The organism is Streptomyces sp. NPDC031497 (assembly GCF_055580905.1).
Genome location: NZ_JBVIKO010000018.1, coordinates 191,054 through 206,430, shown reverse-complemented (window position 1 = coordinate 206,430; position 15,377 = coordinate 191,054). Strand labels below are relative to the sequence as shown.

Annotated in this window: 13 protein-coding genes; 11 read left to right on the top strand and 2 right to left on the bottom strand. The window is 71.3% G+C overall.

Going from position 1 to position 15,377, the window contains the following annotated elements:
• Nucleotides 1-2 precede the first annotated feature (2 nt).
• From ACZ5K7_RS32200 to ACZ5K7_RS32190, 3 genes are read left to right on the top strand one after another with little or no spacing between them, the layout of a single operon-like run.
• Nucleotides 3-452: a TadE family protein gene (locus ACZ5K7_RS32200; protein WP_468918744.1), complete on the top strand. Its 450-nt coding sequence runs from the start codon at nucleotides 3-5 to the stop codon at nucleotides 450-452.
• Nucleotides 453-869, top strand: coding sequence for a TadE/TadG family type IV pilus assembly protein (locus ACZ5K7_RS32195; RefSeq protein ID WP_468918741.1), 417 nt, complete (start codon nucleotides 453-455; stop codon nucleotides 867-869).
• The gene (locus ACZ5K7_RS32190) at nucleotides 866-1,327 is read left to right on the top strand and encodes a pilus assembly protein TadG-related protein (protein WP_468918739.1); all 462 of its coding nucleotides are present in this window, start codon (nucleotides 866-868) and stop codon (nucleotides 1,325-1,327) included. Before ACZ5K7_RS32195 ends, ACZ5K7_RS32190 begins: the two co-directional genes overlap by 4 nt.
• A gap of 30 nt (nucleotides 1,328-1,357) precedes the next feature.
• Here the strand turns inward: ACZ5K7_RS32190 and ACZ5K7_RS32185 are convergent, their stop codons facing one another.
• Entirely contained in the window at nucleotides 1,358-2,863 is a 1,506-nt protein-coding gene (locus tag ACZ5K7_RS32185) for a sigma-70 family RNA polymerase sigma factor (RefSeq protein WP_468918736.1), read from the bottom strand.
• A gap of 203 nt (nucleotides 2,864-3,066) precedes the next feature.
• Between ACZ5K7_RS32185 and ACZ5K7_RS32180 the strand changes: the two genes are divergently transcribed.
• The 5 genes from ACZ5K7_RS32180 (at nucleotide 3,067) to ACZ5K7_RS32160 (ending at nucleotide 9,687) form a co-directional block, all read left to right on the top strand.
• Nucleotides 3,067-3,417, top strand: coding sequence for an SsgA family sporulation/cell division regulator (locus ACZ5K7_RS32180; protein ID WP_382528137.1), 351 nt, complete (start codon nucleotides 3,067-3,069; stop codon nucleotides 3,415-3,417).
• Between the two features lie 456 nt (nucleotides 3,418-3,873).
• On the top strand, nucleotides 3,874-6,882 hold the full coding sequence (locus ACZ5K7_RS32175; protein ID WP_468918733.1) for a hypothetical protein: 3,009 nt from the start codon (nucleotides 3,874-3,876) through the stop codon (nucleotides 6,880-6,882).
• Nucleotides 6,879-7,961, top strand: coding sequence for a prepilin peptidase (locus ACZ5K7_RS32170; RefSeq protein WP_468918730.1), 1,083 nt, complete (start codon nucleotides 6,879-6,881; stop codon nucleotides 7,959-7,961). Before ACZ5K7_RS32175 ends, ACZ5K7_RS32170 begins: the two co-directional genes overlap by 4 nt.
• Before the next feature lie 72 nt (nucleotides 7,962-8,033).
• Nucleotides 8,034-9,233 (top strand): cyclic dehypoxanthinyl futalosine synthase, encoded by a 1,200-nt coding sequence (gene mqnC / locus ACZ5K7_RS32165; protein ID WP_351694053.1) that lies wholly within the window; start codon nucleotides 8,034-8,036, stop codon nucleotides 9,231-9,233.
• A 7-nt stretch (nucleotides 9,234-9,240) separates the two neighbouring features.
• On the top strand, nucleotides 9,241-9,687 hold the full coding sequence (locus ACZ5K7_RS32160) for an imidazolonepropionase-like domain-containing protein (RefSeq protein WP_468918727.1): 447 nt from the start codon (nucleotides 9,241-9,243) through the stop codon (nucleotides 9,685-9,687).
• A gap of 86 nt (nucleotides 9,688-9,773) precedes the next feature.
• Here ACZ5K7_RS32160 and ACZ5K7_RS32155 read toward each other — a convergent pair whose 3' ends face one another.
• Complete coding sequence (locus tag ACZ5K7_RS32155; protein WP_468918724.1) at nucleotides 9,774-10,847, bottom strand: chitinase; 1,074 nt, start codon at nucleotides 10,845-10,847, stop codon at nucleotides 9,774-9,776.
• A gap of 306 nt (nucleotides 10,848-11,153) precedes the next feature.
• On the opposite strand from ACZ5K7_RS32155, the gene ACZ5K7_RS32150 reads away from it, so the two are divergent.
• From ACZ5K7_RS32150 to ACZ5K7_RS32140, 3 genes are read left to right on the top strand one after another with little or no spacing between them, the layout of a single operon-like run.
• Entirely contained in the window at nucleotides 11,154-11,543 is a 390-nt protein-coding gene (locus ACZ5K7_RS32150) for a hypothetical protein (protein WP_468918722.1), read from the top strand.
• Between the two features lie 22 nt (nucleotides 11,544-11,565).
• Nucleotides 11,566-14,043 carry a bifunctional polysaccharide deacetylase/glycosyltransferase family 2 protein gene (locus ACZ5K7_RS32145; RefSeq protein WP_468918719.1) on the top strand — a complete coding sequence of 826 codons (2,478 nt, stop codon included), beginning with the start codon at nucleotides 11,566-11,568 and terminating at the stop codon, nucleotides 14,041-14,043.
• The gene (locus ACZ5K7_RS32140) at nucleotides 14,043-15,359 is read left to right on the top strand and encodes an acyltransferase family protein (RefSeq protein ID WP_468918717.1); all 1,317 of its coding nucleotides are present in this window, start codon (nucleotides 14,043-14,045) and stop codon (nucleotides 15,357-15,359) included. The genes ACZ5K7_RS32145 and ACZ5K7_RS32140 overlap by 1 nt, the downstream gene beginning before the upstream one ends.
• Nucleotides 15,360-15,377 lie beyond the last annotated feature (18 nt).

The window sequence follows — 15,377 nt, the reverse complement described above, 5'->3', positions numbered from 1 at the left end:
GGATGACGGGGGTCTGTGTGGACGTGAACGGATGGCTGCGCCGGCGTGCGGCCGCCGCGCGCGGTGACTCGGGCATGACCGCGATCGAGTTCGTGTTCCTCACCCCCGTCCTCTTCTTCATGATCTTCGCGACCGTGCAGTTCGCGCTGTACTTCTTCGCCGACCACGTGGCCCAGGCGGCGGCCCAGGCCGGCGCCCGCAAGGCCCGCGCCACCGCCGACGCGGAGCCCGGCGCCTGGCGTGGCGAGGCGCAGGACGTGGTCGACTCCTACATCAGCCAACTCGGGCCGCAGCTGGTCCTGTCGCCCGACGTGAAGATGCTCCAGCCGGAACAGAACACGGTCGGCGTCGAGATCACGGCCCGCATCCCTACGGTGTTCCCGGGCCTGGACCTGACGGTGCACGCGCAGTCCTCGGGGCCGGTCGAGCGGTTCGTGGAGGATACGAACTAGATGTCCACCCGCCGCGAAACCGCGCTCGACGACCGGGGGTTGTCGACCGTCGAGGTCGTCATCCTCGCCCCGGTCATGATCCTGTTCATTCTCGTCCTGGTCGCCTTCGGCCAACTCGTCGACGGGCGGGGCGCGATCGACGGCGCCGCGCGCGACGCGGCCCGGGCCGGCTCCATCCAGAAGGACCACACCACGGCCATGTCGGAGGCGCGCAAGGCCGCCGAGGCGGACCTGTCGGACGTCTGCTCCGGCCCGGTCTCCGTCGTCCAGACCAGCGCGGGCTTCGCGCCCGACACCATCTTCACGGTCGAGGTGAGCTGCGAGGTGCGGGGCCTGGCCATGCTGGGCCTGGACATCCCGACCACCCTCACCGCGAGCTTCTCCTCGCCGCTGGACCCGCTCCGGAGGTCGGCGTGAGCGTCGCACTGCTGCGCAACTGGTGGGCCGCGCGCCGGCTCCGGCTCGACGACCGGGGCTCGGGCGCCGGCGCGGTCATCATCTTCAGCCTGGTCTTCCTCTCCCTTTCCGCCTTCGTCATCGACGGCGGACTGTCCATCTCCAAGCGGGAGCGTGCCGCCGACATCGCGGAACAGGCGGCCCGGTACGCGGCGCAGGACATCGACAGGGAAGCCCTGTACGAGAACAAGGGCGCCGCGCCGATCAACTTCCAGGACTGCGACGCCCGGGTGAAGACCTTCGCCCGCGAGATGGACATGTCCACCGCCGACATCGCGGGCACGCACTGCGTCGCCGCCGACGCCCAACAGGTCCAGGTCGAGGTCCAGTTGACGTACGACCCGGTCTTCACGGGCATGTTCTACGGCGGCGCCGTCGTCGTCCACGGCCAGGCGACCGCGGAGAACGAGGTCGGCTGAGGGTTGCCGCGCCGACGGCTGTTGCCGCTACTACTGCGGGACTCGGACGTTGTTGCCGTTGCCGTTGCCGTTGCCGTTGCCGTTGCCGTTGCCGTTGCCGTGCCCGGGTGTGCAGTCGTCGGCGGGTGGGGTGGCCGGGGCCGGGTCGGGGTCCTGGACCGGCGGGGTGTCCACGGGAGCCGGGTCGGTCGGCTCGGCGGGGGGAGCGGGGTCGGTCGGCTCCGCCGGGGGAGTCGGTTCGGTGGGTTCCGTCGGAGGAACGGGGTCGGCCGGGGGAGTCGGGTCGGTCGGGTCCGTGGGCTCGGACGGTGCCGGCTCGGTCGTCACGGGCGGCGCGGCGTCACCGTTCCCACCGTCTCCCGCGCCTCCCGAAGCCTTCCCGCCGGGATCCGACGCGGCCCCACCGGCGTCCGACGGCCGGGTGACGACCGTACGCACCTGCTGGGCCGTATCCCCGGACCCGCCCGCACGCTCCGCCCGTGCCGCCCCCGCACCGCCACCCTTCCCGGTCGCCGCGGGCTCGTCCTTCGGCACCACCGGCGTCCCGGCCACCGGCACCTGGGTCACCGGTGCGTCTGCGACCGGCGTCCGCTGGGCCGGGACCGAGGCGGACCGGCCCGGGCTGAGTATGAGCACCAGTGCCGCCGCCCCGGCCACCATCGCGCCCGCCGCGACCGCCACCGGCGTCTTCGCACCGCCGATCGTCGTGCCCTGCCGTACGCCGTGCAGCAGCCCGCCGCCGCCCCCGCCCCCGTGCGCGCTCGCGGCGGTGCCGGAGGTGAGGGCGAGCAGGAACCTGCCGGCCGTACCCCCGACCGCGAACACCAGCAGAGCCGGGCCGACGAGGGCCGGGAGCCGGTCGTTGGCGGTCATCAGCGCGGCGAGGCGGGCACGGCAGTCGTCGCAGGTGTCCACATGGGCGAGCAGCCGGTCGGACTGCCGTTCCGTCGCGGTGCCGCGCACGTACGCCGGCATCCGGCTCCAGTGGACCTGGCAGGCGGGGTCGTCCGGCGCGCCGGTCTGCGTGCGCAGGAACGCCTGCCGCATGCCTTCGCGGGCGCGGTGCAGCAGCACGGCGGTGGCGCCCTCCTTGGTGCCCAACTGCGGTCCGATCTGCGCCAGCGACTGCCCCTCCGCCTCGGCCAGCCACAGCGCCTTGACCCAGCGTTCGGGCAACTGGGCCAGCACACGCACCAGCAGATCGGCGGAGGAGACCTGCTCGGCCGGGTCGTCGCCGTGCCGACCCGCCTCGGCCTGCTCGTCGGCGTGCGGATCCCGGGGCGTCTCGCGCACCGCACCGCCGGCGGCGTACGCGAGGTGCCGGACGGTCGTCATCAGATACGCCGACACGTTGTCGATCTCGTGCCCCTCGGCCAGCCGCCGCCAGACCCTGAAGTGCGCCTCGGCGACGAGGTCTTCGGCGACCCACGCGTTCCTGGTGAGGGAGCGGGCATACGCGACGAGACGCGGTTGCTGCTCCTCGTAGATCCGGGCGTAGGCGGTGGCGCTGATGACTGCAGAGGAACCGTCGTGCATGGCGGAACGCTCCAGTTGCCGGCGTAGGGCGGGGAAAGGGCTTGTCACTGTAGATGGCAGAACTTTCAAGCAAAGTTTCAAGCACCTCGAAAAGTGACACATGTCACTCAACTAGCTTGTGTTTCCCGCGTAATCAAACGGAATCCGGGCGCTCTCACAGTTACGACGACCTGCACCGCATCGCATCGCACCCGGAGAAGCCCGTGCCCATCACGCTCGAACAGCCCACCGGCGCCCGCCTGCTCACCGCGGACGAGCAGGAGGTGGCGGTCCCCGCGACCCTCCGCTACACCTCGGCCGATCCGCAGGCCGTGCACTTCGTCTTCCCGCCGTGGATCTCCCTGGACGGCGAGGAGGTCACCTGGACCTTCGCCCGCGCCCTGCTGGAGGAGGGCCTGGCGGGGCCGGCCGCCGTGGGCAACGTGCATGTCCGCCCGCACGGCCCTGCCCGCACGGTCGTCGAACTCCGCGCGGAGGAGGGCGTGGCGGCGATCAGCTTCGCCACGTCCGCCCTCACCCGCTTCCTGCTGTCCTCCCTGAGGGTCAGCGGTTGACGGACTGGATCTCCTGGACGGTGATCTCCTGGGCGGTGATCTCCTGCGTGGTGCCGAAGGTGCCGTCGGGGAGCTCGCGGCCGGCGCCCCCGTCTCCGATCGCGACGGTGGGCGTGGCTCCCGGCAGGACCGCGACGGGTGCGGCCGGCCACGGTTGAGTCTCCCCCGGAGTTCGACGTGTGTGCAGCTGGGAACGAAGCTATCAGGGGGGTATGACAGTCCCTCGGGTGCTGGTGGGGGGTTGTGTGGGGCGTGTGGAGAGGCGGTGTGCGCACCGGGTGGCGGTAACTCCGGCCAATGGGGCCCCGCTTGATGAAAGCGGAGGAAACGGGCCGCCGTTCGCCGCTCTTCCCTTCGACGCTGTCGGTGCCAGTCAATAGGATCGTCAAGGGGACCTCGATAGGCTCGATGCGCCCCCGGCCCACTCCGTCCACTCACGACCCCAGGACACCCGCCATGGCGCGACGCAGCACATCAAGCTCGACGGGAAGACCGACGGGGAACCCGTCGGGTCCGCGGAACCGGACCCCGCAGCCGGTGCGGGTGCGACGGCGTACGTTCGGGGACTTCGTCAAGGCGTTCCTCGCTTTCGTGGCGCTGCTCGCGCTCGTCGTCGGCGTCCCCGGCGCCCTCGCCATGGCCGGCTGGCCCCTGCCGCACAGCGCGCCGACGATGGACTGGCTGTCGCAGCCGATCGGCGTCGATACGTTCGTGAACATCCTGACGGTCATCGTGTGGCTGGCCTGGGCCCAGTTCACGGCCTGCGTGCTGGTGGAGGTCAAGGCCGCCGTCTCCGGCGTCGGCCTGCCCAGCCGGGTCCCCGGCGCCGGCCCCAGCCAGCTGCTCGCCCGGCAGCTGGTCGCGGCCCTGCTGCTGGTCGGCGCCACCGCCGCCAGCCTCACCCCGGGCCTGTCGCAGCTCGGACACAGCATGGAGGGCAACCAGAAGGGCACGGTGGCCGCCGCCCAGGCGACCCCCGGTCTCCTCGCCCAGCAGCAGGAGCAGGCCAAGAGCACCGCCGCCGCCCTCGCCGAGCAGGCCGGCCATGCCGCCGCCCAGGCCCAGGCCGAGCACGGCTCCACCACCGCCGCGCACGGCGCGACGAAGTACTACCGGATCCAGCCGCCCGAGGGCCGCCACCACGACTCCCTCTGGGAGATAGCGCAGCGCCACCTCGGCGACGGCCGCCGGTACAAGGAGATCTACGAGCTCAACAAGGACCGCGTCCAGCCCGACGGCTCCCGGCTCTCCGAGGCCAGCCTCATCCGGCCCGGCTGGATCATGGAGATGCCCGGCGACGCCCACGGCGGCGAACTCGTCGAGAACCCCGACGCGCATGTCTCGCCGGACGTCCAGCGGCAGATCGGCGACTACGCCAGGACCGGCGACCACGCCCAGCAGCACCAGCACCAGCAGGGCGGGCAGCACGCGGGCGAGGACGGGGCCACCGCGCAGATCTCGGTGCCCAGCCAGCGCCAGGCAGGCGACGCGGGCACGCCCGCCCAGGCGCACGACGCCTCCGGCCACTCCTCCTCCGGATCGGCCTCCGGGTCGGCCTCCGGATCGGTCTTCGGGGCTGCCTTCGGGCTGTCCGAGGCGCTGCTCGGCGCTCCCCTCCTCGCCGCCGGGCTGCTCGCCGCCCTCGGCCGCCGGCGCCGGCAGGCCCTGTGGCAGTCGGCGCTCGGCGCCCTCGGCGGCCGGCGCGGCATGGAGCCGCCGACCCCGACCGGCGACGCCCAGGACGTGCAGGACGCGCTCCTGGTCGGCGCGGACCCGGAAGGCGTACGACTGCTCGACCGGTCCCTGCGCGGACTCGCCGCCGCCCTCACCGCCGAATCCCGTTCGCTGCCGGTGGTCTACGCGGCCTGGCTCAGCCACGGCGACCTGCATCTGCAACTCGCCCAGCCCGCGGGCAAGCCCCCCGCCCCCTGGCAGCTCGGCCAGGACCAGACGTTCTGGACGCTGTCCCGCGCGGACGCCGAGCGCTACGAGGACACCGACGCCGCGGCGCCGTACCCCGGCCTGGTCAGCCTCGGCACCATGGACGACTCGCGGCTGCTGCTCAACCTGGAGGCCGTGCCCGGCATCGTCTCGCTGAGCGGCCGGGAGGCCGACCGGGACGCCGTGTTCGCCTCGGTCGCCGCCGAACTCGCCACCAACGGCTGGTCGGACCGCATGACCATCACCCTCGTCGGCTTCGGCGCCGACCTCACTCCGCTCGCCCCCAACCGGCTGCGCCATCTCGACGACGTGGAGGCGCTGTTCGAGACGATGGAGGCGGAGACCCGGCAGCGGCGCGGCGCGCTGGGCGCCGCCGACCACCACTCGGTCCTCACCGGCCGCACCGGCCCGGCCCAGCACACCCGCTGGGCGCCGAACCTGGTGCTGCTCGCCACCCAGCCGTCCGCCGAGGACGCGGTACGGCTCGCCGAACTCGCCGCCGACGCCGCCCGGCTGGGCATCGGCTACCTGGTCGGCACCGAGAGCGCCGACCTGCCGGGCGCCTCCTGGGCGATGGAGATCACCCCGGACGGCAAGCTCCTCGCCCCGCTCCTCGGCCTCGAACTGGAAGCCCAGCTGCTGCCCGCCGTGCAGCAGCGCGCGGTCGTCGAACTGTTCGTCGAGGCCGACCCCGAGCACGACCCGGACGGACCGACCAACGCCCCGCCGTTCCTCGTCGACATCAGCGAGCAGGGGCGGCCCGCGGTGTACGCGCGGCTGGTGGGACCGTACGAGATCATGGGCCTCGACACCCCGGACGGGGACCGCAGCGCGCTCCTCCACGAGGCCTTGGCGCTTCTCCTGCTGCACCGCGAAGGTGTGCACCCGCGCGTGCTGTCGTCCGCGCTGTGGCCGCGCGGGGTGACGGAGGACGTCCGCGACGCGCTCCTCGAGCGGCTGCGGGCCTGGCTGGGCACCGACCCGGACGGCAGCCCGCGGCTGCGCGCCGACGCCACCGGCCGTCTCATGCTCGCCAAGTCGGTGGTCTCCGACCTGGACGTGCTGCGCTCCCTCTACTACGAGGCCACCCAGGGCAAGGGCGTCGACAGCCGCGCGGTCCGCGGCCGCCTCCTCACCGACGCCCTCGTGCTGGTGCGCGGCCCGTTGCTCGCCGATCGCGCGGAGGGCCGGTACCGCTGGCTCACCCACGAGATCATCGACGCCCAGCTCCCGCTGCTGGTCGCCGACATCGGCCTCGCCCTGTCCGCGTTCCACCTGGAGAAGGACCGCGCGGAGAAGGCGATCGAGGCGCTCGGCGCGGCGCTGAGGACCGCCGCGACCGACGAGCGCCTCTGGAACGAGCTGCTGCGCGCCACCCACGCCACCGGCGACCCGGACCGCGTCCGCGCCCTCGCCGCCGACCTCGTCACCCGCAGCGGGGCGCGCGGCCTGCCCCCGCGCACCGAGGCTCTCCTCGACGAACTCCTGCCGACCTGGCGCGAGGGCGCCGCCGCGACCGGATGACCGCCCTGGACCTCGCCCTCCCGGCCGCCGCCGCCCTCTGGGGCGCGGCGGCCGGCACCCTGCTGCCCCGCGCCGCGTACCGCTTCTCGGCACCGGCGGGGGAGCAGTGGCGCACCACCTGCCCCGCGGGCCACCCACTCAGGGGCTGGCTGGGCCGCGCGCGCTGCACGGAGTGCACGACACCCGAGGGGGCGCAGACCTCCCCGCTCACACCGGCGCACGCCCCCAACCCCACGCCGACGCCCGACAACCGCCCCACACCGGCGCCCGAAGACAGCCCCGCGCCCGGCGCCCACCCCACCGCGCCGGCGCTCACCAACAGCTCCACGCCCGCACATGCCGACGGCGGCGCGCCCGGCGCGCACCCCACGGAGCCGGCGCCCGGCGGCGGGTCCGCGCCCGTGCCCGACGACGGGTCCGCGCTCGGCGCCCACCCCATCCAGCCCGCGCCCAGCGATGGCCGCGCGCCCGGCGCCCACCCCACTCCGCCCGCGCCCGGCCAGCAGTGCACGCCCTCCTCTCGCCCGCGCGCTGTCTACGGCCCCCGCACCACCCCCCTCGCCGTCGCCACCGCGCTGGTCTGCGTAGCCCTGGCGCTCGTCACCGGTACCCGTCCCGAGCTGGCCGTCTGGCTGGTGCTCGCGCCGGTGGGCGTGCTGCTCGCGGTCGTCGACTTCCGGGTGCAGCGCCTCCCGGACCCCCTCACGCTCCCCCTCGCGGCCGCGGCGCTCGCCCTCCTCGGTGGGGCCGCGCTGCTCCCCGAGCACGCCGGCGACTGGCCGACCGCCCTCTACGCGGCCCTCGCGCTCGGCGGCGCCTACTTCGTTCTCTTCCTCATCAACCCGGGCGGCATGGGCTTCGGCGACGTGAAGCTCGCGCTCGGCATGGGCGCCGTCCTCGGCTGGTACGGCTGGCCCACCGTGCTGCTCGGCACCTTCGCGGGCTTCCTGTTCGGCGCGCTGTACGGCGGTGCGCTCGTCGTCGTTCGGCGGGCGGGGCGCAAGACGGCGATCGCGTTCGGACCGTTCCTGATCGCCGGCGCCTTCGCGGGGCTGCTGGTCGGCGCGTACACGGCCTGAGGTCGGGCCGCCCGGAGGCCTGGCGTAGGCTGGCCGGGTCCGTCCACAACCCTTGACGAAAGGGACCTCCTGGTGACCGAGAAGGCCGACCTCCAGTCTGTCCTCGACCGTGCCGCCGCCGGTGGGCGGATCACCCCGGAAGAGGCGCTCGACCTCTACCGCGACGCGCCCCTGCACGCGCTGGGCGCCGCCGCCGACGCCGTACGCCGCCGCAGGTACGCGGGTACCGAGCACATCGCGACGTACATCATCGAGCGGAACATCAACTACACGAACGTGTGCGTCACGGCGTGCAAGTTCTGCGCCTTCTACGCGGCCCCCAAGGACACGGCCAAGGGCTGGACCCGCGACCTCGACGACATCCTGCGCCGATGCGCGGAGACGATCGAGCTGGGCGGCACCCAGATCATGTTCCAGGGCGGCCACCACCCCGACTTCGGCGTCGAGTACTACGAGCAGAACTTCAAGGCGATCAAGGACGCGTTCCCGCAGCTGGTGATCCACAGCCTGGGGGCGTCCGAGGTCGAGCACATGGCCCGGATCTCCGGCGTCTCGGTCGAAGAGGCCATCACCCGCATCCACGAGGCCGGCCTCGACTCCTTCGCGGGCGCCGGCGCGGAACTCCTCCCCGCGCGCCCCCGCAAGGCCATCGCACCCCTCAAGGAGAGCGGCGAGCGCTGGCTGGAGATCATGGAGGCGGCGCACCAGCTGGGCGTGGAGTCCACGTCCACGATGCTCATGGGCACCGGCGAGACCAACGCCGAGCGCATCGAGCACCTGCGGATGATCCGGGACGTCCAGGACCGCACGGGCGGCTTCCGCGCCTTCATCCCGTACACCTACCAGCCCGAGAACAACCACCTGAAGGGCCGCACGCAGGCGACCCTCTTCGAGTACCTGCGGATGATCGCGATCGCCCGGATCTTCCTCGACAACGTCGCCCACATCCAGGGCTCCTGGCTGACGACCGGCAAGGAGGTCGGCCAGCTCTCGCTCCACTACGGCGCCGACGACCTCGGCTCGATCATGCTGGAGGAGAACGTCGTCTCGTCGGCCGGTGCCAAGCACCGCTCCAACCGTCTGGAGATCATCGACCTGATCCGCAAGGCGGGCCGGGTCCCGGCACAGCGCGCGACGACGTACGAGCACCTGGTCGTCCACGACGACCCGGCGAACGACCCCGTGGACGAGCGGGTGATGTCGCACATCTCGTCGACGGCGATCGAGGGCGGCACGGCGCACCCGGAGTTGAAGCTCCTCACCTCCAACTGACCGGGCCGTGGAGACGATTCACACGGCGGGCCGGGTCTTCGTCGCCTGGGACTGCGAGCCGGTCGAGAACGGCGCCGTGGTGGTCGTACAGGACCGGATCGGTGCCGTGGGGACGTACGAGGAGCTGCGTGAACGGTTCCCGCAGGCGCGGGTACGCCGGTGGCCGGGGTCCCTGGGCCCCGCCCGGCTCCACGACGGCCCCCTTCCGGACGCCCCGAGCCCGCGCGAGCGCGTGCACGCCGTGCTGAAGCTGGGAGCGGTGGTGGTCCTGGAGGCGTACGCCGACTCACCCGGACTCCGGGCGGCGGCGGCACGCAACGACGTCTTGGTGGTCTCCGCACCGCACCCCGCCCGGCTCGTCGAGACAGCCAGAGCCGACCTGGCCGTGTTCGACGAGACGGAGGCGTGCATCGCCACCGTCTGCGCGGGGCGGCTTGTCCACAGACGGAAGTAGCGGCGTCCCGTGGGGGCGCGGGGGTGTGTCAGTAGGCGCTCCGCCGCGTGGGCGCGCCCCTCGTCCCACCGGCACGCAGACGCCACTCACCCCGCGAACGCCTTCGCGAACGCCCCCGAACTCTGACTGACACCACTGCAGTTGGTCGCGGCGTCGTCGTCCCCCGAACTCCCGCTCTCGCACTGCTGGTCCCGGAACGTCGACCACATCGAGACCCAGGCGATCCCGTTCTCCTCCGCGAAACTCCGCACGTCGGCGGCGTCCGACAACGTGAGTGTCTCCCCGGCCACGTCGTTCACCCCGATCATCGAGGTCAGCGCCATCCCGCCCCACGCCCCCGCGTCGGACAGCCCGAACACCTTCTTCAGCTGCGTGTGCGTGGCCTTCGCCGAGGTGACCGCGTAGTCGCCCATGTCCCCGTCGTACGACTCGCCGTAGTTCATCGTCATGATGTCGACCGTCGAGACCTGCACGTCGTACTTGTTCGCGGACTCCAGCAGCGCGATGCCGTCGGAGTCGAGCCCCGACGGCATCACGGGCAGGGTGAAGGTGACCTCCAGGTCGGGCCGTTCCTTCTGGAGCTGTGCGATCGCCTGCGACCGCAGGGCGACCGAGTCGGAGTCGGTCAGCGTGTCGCCCTCGATGTCGAAGTCGGCCTGGGTGGAACCCGCGGCGTCCAGCGCGGCGCCGTAGGCCGCGGCGAGCTTCGACGCGCTGGAGCAGGTCGTCGCGAGCTCCTTGCCCGAGGCCCCGCCGAAGGACACCCGGACCGACGCGCCGTCCTGCTTCAGCTCGGAGATACGGGACTTCACGGGCGAACTGCCGATCGCGGTCGTCCCGTTCCACTTCGGCGTGCAACTGCTGCCGCCGGAGATCACGAAGGCCAGGTTGTACGTCGACGGCGAGCCCGCGTCGTCCGTGCCGGAGGCCTCCGTCGCGCTGACGTAAGGAGCGTAGGACGTACTCGATGTATCGGATGTATTGGATGTATCGGATGAGTCTGATGTGCCGGACTCGGCGGTCGCGCTCGGCGAGGCCGAATCCCGCTTCGACGGTGCGGGCGCCGCGTCCGACGTGCCGTCGGAGCCCGCTGAGCACCCCGTCACTGCCATGGCAAACAGGCAGGTAAGCCCAGCGGCCGGCCTCAGGAAACCCCGCATTAAGATGCACCCGCTCTCGTGATTTGTGTCTCAGGGTCGAAACAAACCCTGATTCGAAAGGAAAACGTCTCACACGTACATGGTGTTCAACCGTTCGGTCGATACATAGAAAACTCATGGAATGAAGGGTGTGAATCGGGTGAATGGCGCGCCGCAAAAGGGGTGTTGAGTAGGTTTCCTCTCCGGGGTGGTCTCCGCAGGTGTTCACAGAATCTCACAGCGAAAAGACAGGTTAAGGCGTTTCTCATGGGCGCCTCACAAGAACTCTGAAGGCGATCACATAAAGGCTCCCTAATATCTCGGGATATGCAATCCGAGCCTGCCATCGAAAGCCGCACCGCCGGGCGCGGTCGCCGCCGCAAACAAGGCAACGGGTCTGCCGAGGGGCCCGTGTTCGTCGACTCCTCGGGACGCCGGTCCAAGCTGCTGCGCCGCGTCGGCCTTCTCCTCGGCGTTGTCTGCCTCGCCTACACGGGCGTGCTCGGCGCCGCCTTCATGGGCTGGGGCACCTCGCTCACCCCGGACTCGCTGATCCCCGACTTCGCACGCGCGGGCAACGCCCCCGGCGGCGAGCGCCCGCAGGGCGGCATCGGCCGTCAGGCCGGCCTGCCCAGCGGCCGCCCGTCGGGGCCGCCCTCGACGGCCGCCACCCCGTCGGCATCCGCATCCGTGTCCGCCTCCGCCACCGCCAACTGACCGGAACGCAGGCCCCTTTCCCATGACTACACCGACCTCCTCGCGCGGCCGCAGGCGCGCCCCCTCCCGCATCGAGCGGGCGGCCGGCCGGGCCGCGGCGCTGCAGAAACCACGTGTCATCCTCGCCCTGCTGCTCCTGCTGGCGCTGACCTGCGTGATGCTGCTCGACGGCTATCTGCGCGCAGAGGTCGGCGGCGACCAGCGGGTCCGCACCGGCGCCAGCTCCAGCAAAGTGCCGGACAAGGTCCTCGACGGCGGCCCGATCCTCACCTTCCGGGGCGGCCAGGCGACCACGATCTCGGTCCCCTCCAAGACCATCGCGCTCACTTTCGACGACGGCCCGAACCCGACCTACACCCCGCAGGTCCTCAAGATCCTCGACCAGTACGACATCCCGGCCACGTTCTTCCTGGTCGGTTCGATGGTGTCGCGCTACCCGAGCATCGTGAAGACCATGGTCGAGCAGGGCAACGAGGTGGGCATCCACACCTTCACGCACGTCGACCTGTCGTACCAGAGCGACGCCCGGATCAACCGCGAGATGCAGCAGACCCAGCTCGCGCTCGCGGGCGCGGCCGGGATCACGACGACCCTGTTCCGCGCGCCGTACTCCTCGGAGACGGACGCCATCGACAACTACAGCTGGCCCGTCTACCAGAAGCTCGGCAAGGAGGGCTACACCAGCGTCTTCGTCGACACCGACAGCGACGACTGGAAGAAGCCGGGCGTCTCCAAGATCATCAACTGGGCCACGCCGAAGAAGAACAAGGGCGCCTCGGTGCTCTTCCACGACGCCGGCGGCGAGCGCTCGCAGACCATCAAGGCGCTGCCGCAGTACATCAAGAAGATGAAGGCGAAGGGCTACACCTTCACCACCATCAGCGGTGTCATCCAGAAGCAGGGCACGGGCAACGGGCAGTCCGCCACCACGGCCGGAGGCGCCGGAGGTACCGGGGGCACGTCCGCCACCGGAGTCGCCGAGGCCGGCACCCTCACCGGCACCGGAACGGGCTCCAGCAGCGGAACCGGCAGCGGAACCGGCAGCGCAAACGCCGCCGGAAACGGCACCGGCACCCTGCCCGGTGGAACCGCCCCGAACGGCGAGAACGCCCCGAACACCAGCACCAGCACCGGCACTGGCACCGGGACCGGCAACACCAACCGCAACCGCAACTCCCTCACCACCGGCCTCCAGGCGGCCCACCGCACCGCCACCGGCATGACCCTCTACGAGGGCAAGGCGCTCCTCGTGGCGGTCGCGATCGCCGAATGGGCGCTGCCGGTGCTGTCGGTCCTGCTCCTCGTCGTCGGCGTCGCCGTCATGGGCCGCTTCGGCATGATGCTGCTCATCGCCCGCCGCCACTACCGGCTGCGCAACAAACGCCGGTTCAGCTGGGGGCCGACGGTCACCGGACCGGTGAGCGTGATCGTCCCGGCGTACAACGAGAAGGAGTGCATCGCCAACACCCTGGAGTCGCTGGCGCGGAGCACGCATCCGATCGAGGTCATCGTCGTCGACGACGGTTCCACGGACGGCACGTCGGAGATCGCCCGCGCCGCCGCCGACAAGCTCGGCATGGCCAACGTCCGGGTCATCCGCCAGGAGAACGCCGGCAAACCGGCCGCCCTCAACAACGGCGTCCGCAGCGCCAGTTACGACATCGTCGTGATGATGGACGGCGACACGGTCTTCGAACCCGAGACGGTACGGCACCTGGTGCAGCCCTTCGCCGACCCCGAGGTCGGCGCGGTCGCCGGCAACGCCAAGGTCGGCAACCGCAACACGATCATCGGTGCCTGGCAGCACATCGAGTACGTGATGGGCTTCAACCTGGACCGCCGCATGTACGACCTGCTGCGCTGCATGCCGACGATCCCCGGCGCGATCGGCGCGTTCCGCCGCGAGGCGGTGCTGGAGGTCGGCGGGATGAGCGAGGACACCCTCGCCGAGGACACCGACATCACCATCGCCATGCACCGCGCGGGCTGGCGGGTCGTCTACCAGGAGCACGCCAAGGCCTGGACCGAGGCGCCCGCTTCGCTCAAGCAGCTGTGGTCCCAGCGATACCGCTGGTCGTACGGCACCATGCAGGCCCTGTGGAAGCACCGCAAGTCCCTGACGGACAAGGGTCCCTCCGGCCGCTTCGGCCGGGTCGGCATGCCGCTGGTGGTGCTCTTCCAGATCGTCACGCCCGTCTTCGCCCCGCTCATCGACGTCTTCACGGTCTACTCCATGATCTTCGTCGACTTCGAGGCGGCCCTGCTGGCCTGGCTGGCGGTCCTCGGCATCCAGCTGGGCTGCGCGGCCTACGCGTTCCGGCTGGACAAGGAGCGGTACCGCTACCTCCTGATGATGCCGCTCCAACAACTGGCCTACCGTCAGATGATGTACCTCGTCCTCATCCACTCCTGCATCACCGCCCTCACCGGCGGCCGCCTGCGCTGGCAGAAACTCAAGCGCACCGGCGAGGTAGGCACCCCGGCGGGAGTGAGCGGCTGATGACCTGGGACCAGCAGCAGAACCCGTACCAGCAGGGCTACGGCTACGACCACGGCGGCTACGAGCACGGCGGATACGGTCAGCAGCCGCCGTACGGTCAGCAGCAGTACGCGCAGCAGCCGTATCCGCAGCAACAGCAGTACGTCGAGTACGGGCCCGCCCCGGTGGCGGAGCAGACCGCTCCGCTTCCGGCGGTGGAACCGGAGCCCGAGCCCGATCCCGATCCCAAGCCGGAGTCTCCTGCCGAGGAACCGGCACCCGCTCCCGATCCGCAGCCCAGGCCCCCGGGCAGGGACCGCTACTTCGACACCCTCCGCGCGGTCGCCCTGATCCGTGTCGTCACCTACCACACCTTCGGCTGGGCCTGGTGCGGCCTGGTGTTCCCCTCCATGGGCATCATGTTCGGCCTGGCCGGCACGCTGATGGCGAAGTCCCTGGAGCGTCCGGCGCTGAAGGTGGTCAAGAGCCGGCTGCGCCGTCTCCTCCCGCCGTTCTGGTTCTGGGGCCTCTTCGTCGTGCTGGCGATGCTGGTCCACGACTGGATGCCGGGCTGGCAGATCGTCTACTGGGTCGTGCCGCTCGGCGACCCGCCGGGCAACGCGTGGGGCGAGCAGGCCTGGGAGATCCTCTGGTACCTGCGGACGTACCTCTGGTTCGTCCTCCTCTCCCCGGCCCTGCTGTGGATCTTCCGCAAGGCGCCCGTCCCGGTCCTCGTCCTCTCCCTCGTGCCGATCCTGATCCTGAACTTCGTCTGGTCCGGCCCGGACAACCGGCTCGGCAGCGCCCTGTGGGACCTGTCGACGTACCTCTTCTGCTGGATCCTCGGCTTCGCACACCGCGACGGCGTGCTCCAGCGGATGAAGCCGGCCCTGGTGGTCGTCGCCTCGCTCGCCGCGCTGGGGTACGGCGGCTGGTACGCCTTCTCGCACCAGGCCGACTTCGGCACCTACGACCTGGACGAGAACCCCCTCGCGCAGGCCTTCTGGTCGGCCGGGTTCGTGCTGCTGCTGATGTGGGCGAAGGCGTACTTCAGGATCGACTTCGCCTGGCTGACCCGCTTCCGTCGGCTGGACCGCACGGTCACCGTCTTCAACGCCCGCGCGGTCACGATCTACCTCTGGCACGAGATCGCGCTGATCCTGGCGGTCCCGTTGATCGACCAGATGTGGAACGTGCCCGCGTTCGAGAAGTGGCTCCCGCTGGACAGCCAGTGGTTCATGTTCGGCGTCGGCTGGATCCTGATCGCGGTGTTCATCCTGCTGTGCGGCTGGGTGGAGGACGTGGCGGCGAAGAAGAAGCCCCGGCTTCTGCCGTGACGGCGGGCTGCAAGAATG

What these genes read in the sequence shown, in the direction of transcription:
- ACZ5K7_RS32155 (WP_468918724.1), bottom strand. Translation starts at nt 10,847, where the DNA reads ATGCGGGGTTTCCTGAGGCCGGCCGCTGGGCTTACCTGCCTGTTTGCC.
- ACZ5K7_RS32185 (WP_468918736.1), bottom strand. Translation starts at nt 2,863, where the DNA reads ATGCACGACGGTTCCTCTGCAGTCATCAGCGCCACCGCCTACGCCCGG.
- ACZ5K7_RS32150 (WP_468918722.1), top strand. Translation starts at nt 11,154, where the DNA reads ATGCAATCCGAGCCTGCCATCGAAAGCCGCACCGCCGGGCGCGGTCGC.
- ACZ5K7_RS32170 (WP_468918730.1), top strand. Translation starts at nt 6,879, where the DNA reads ATGACCGCCCTGGACCTCGCCCTCCCGGCCGCCGCCGCCCTCTGGGGC.
- ACZ5K7_RS32140 (WP_468918717.1), top strand. Translation starts at nt 14,043, where the DNA reads ATGACCTGGGACCAGCAGCAGAACCCGTACCAGCAGGGCTACGGCTAC.
- ACZ5K7_RS32145 (WP_468918719.1), top strand. Translation starts at nt 11,566, where the DNA reads ATGACTACACCGACCTCCTCGCGCGGCCGCAGGCGCGCCCCCTCCCGC.
- ACZ5K7_RS32200 (WP_468918744.1), top strand. Translation starts at nt 3, where the DNA reads ATGACGGGGGTCTGTGTGGACGTGAACGGATGGCTGCGCCGGCGTGCG.
- ACZ5K7_RS32175 (WP_468918733.1), top strand. Translation starts at nt 3,874, where the DNA reads ATGGCGCGACGCAGCACATCAAGCTCGACGGGAAGACCGACGGGGAAC.
- ACZ5K7_RS32195 (WP_468918741.1), top strand. Translation starts at nt 453, where the DNA reads ATGTCCACCCGCCGCGAAACCGCGCTCGACGACCGGGGGTTGTCGACC.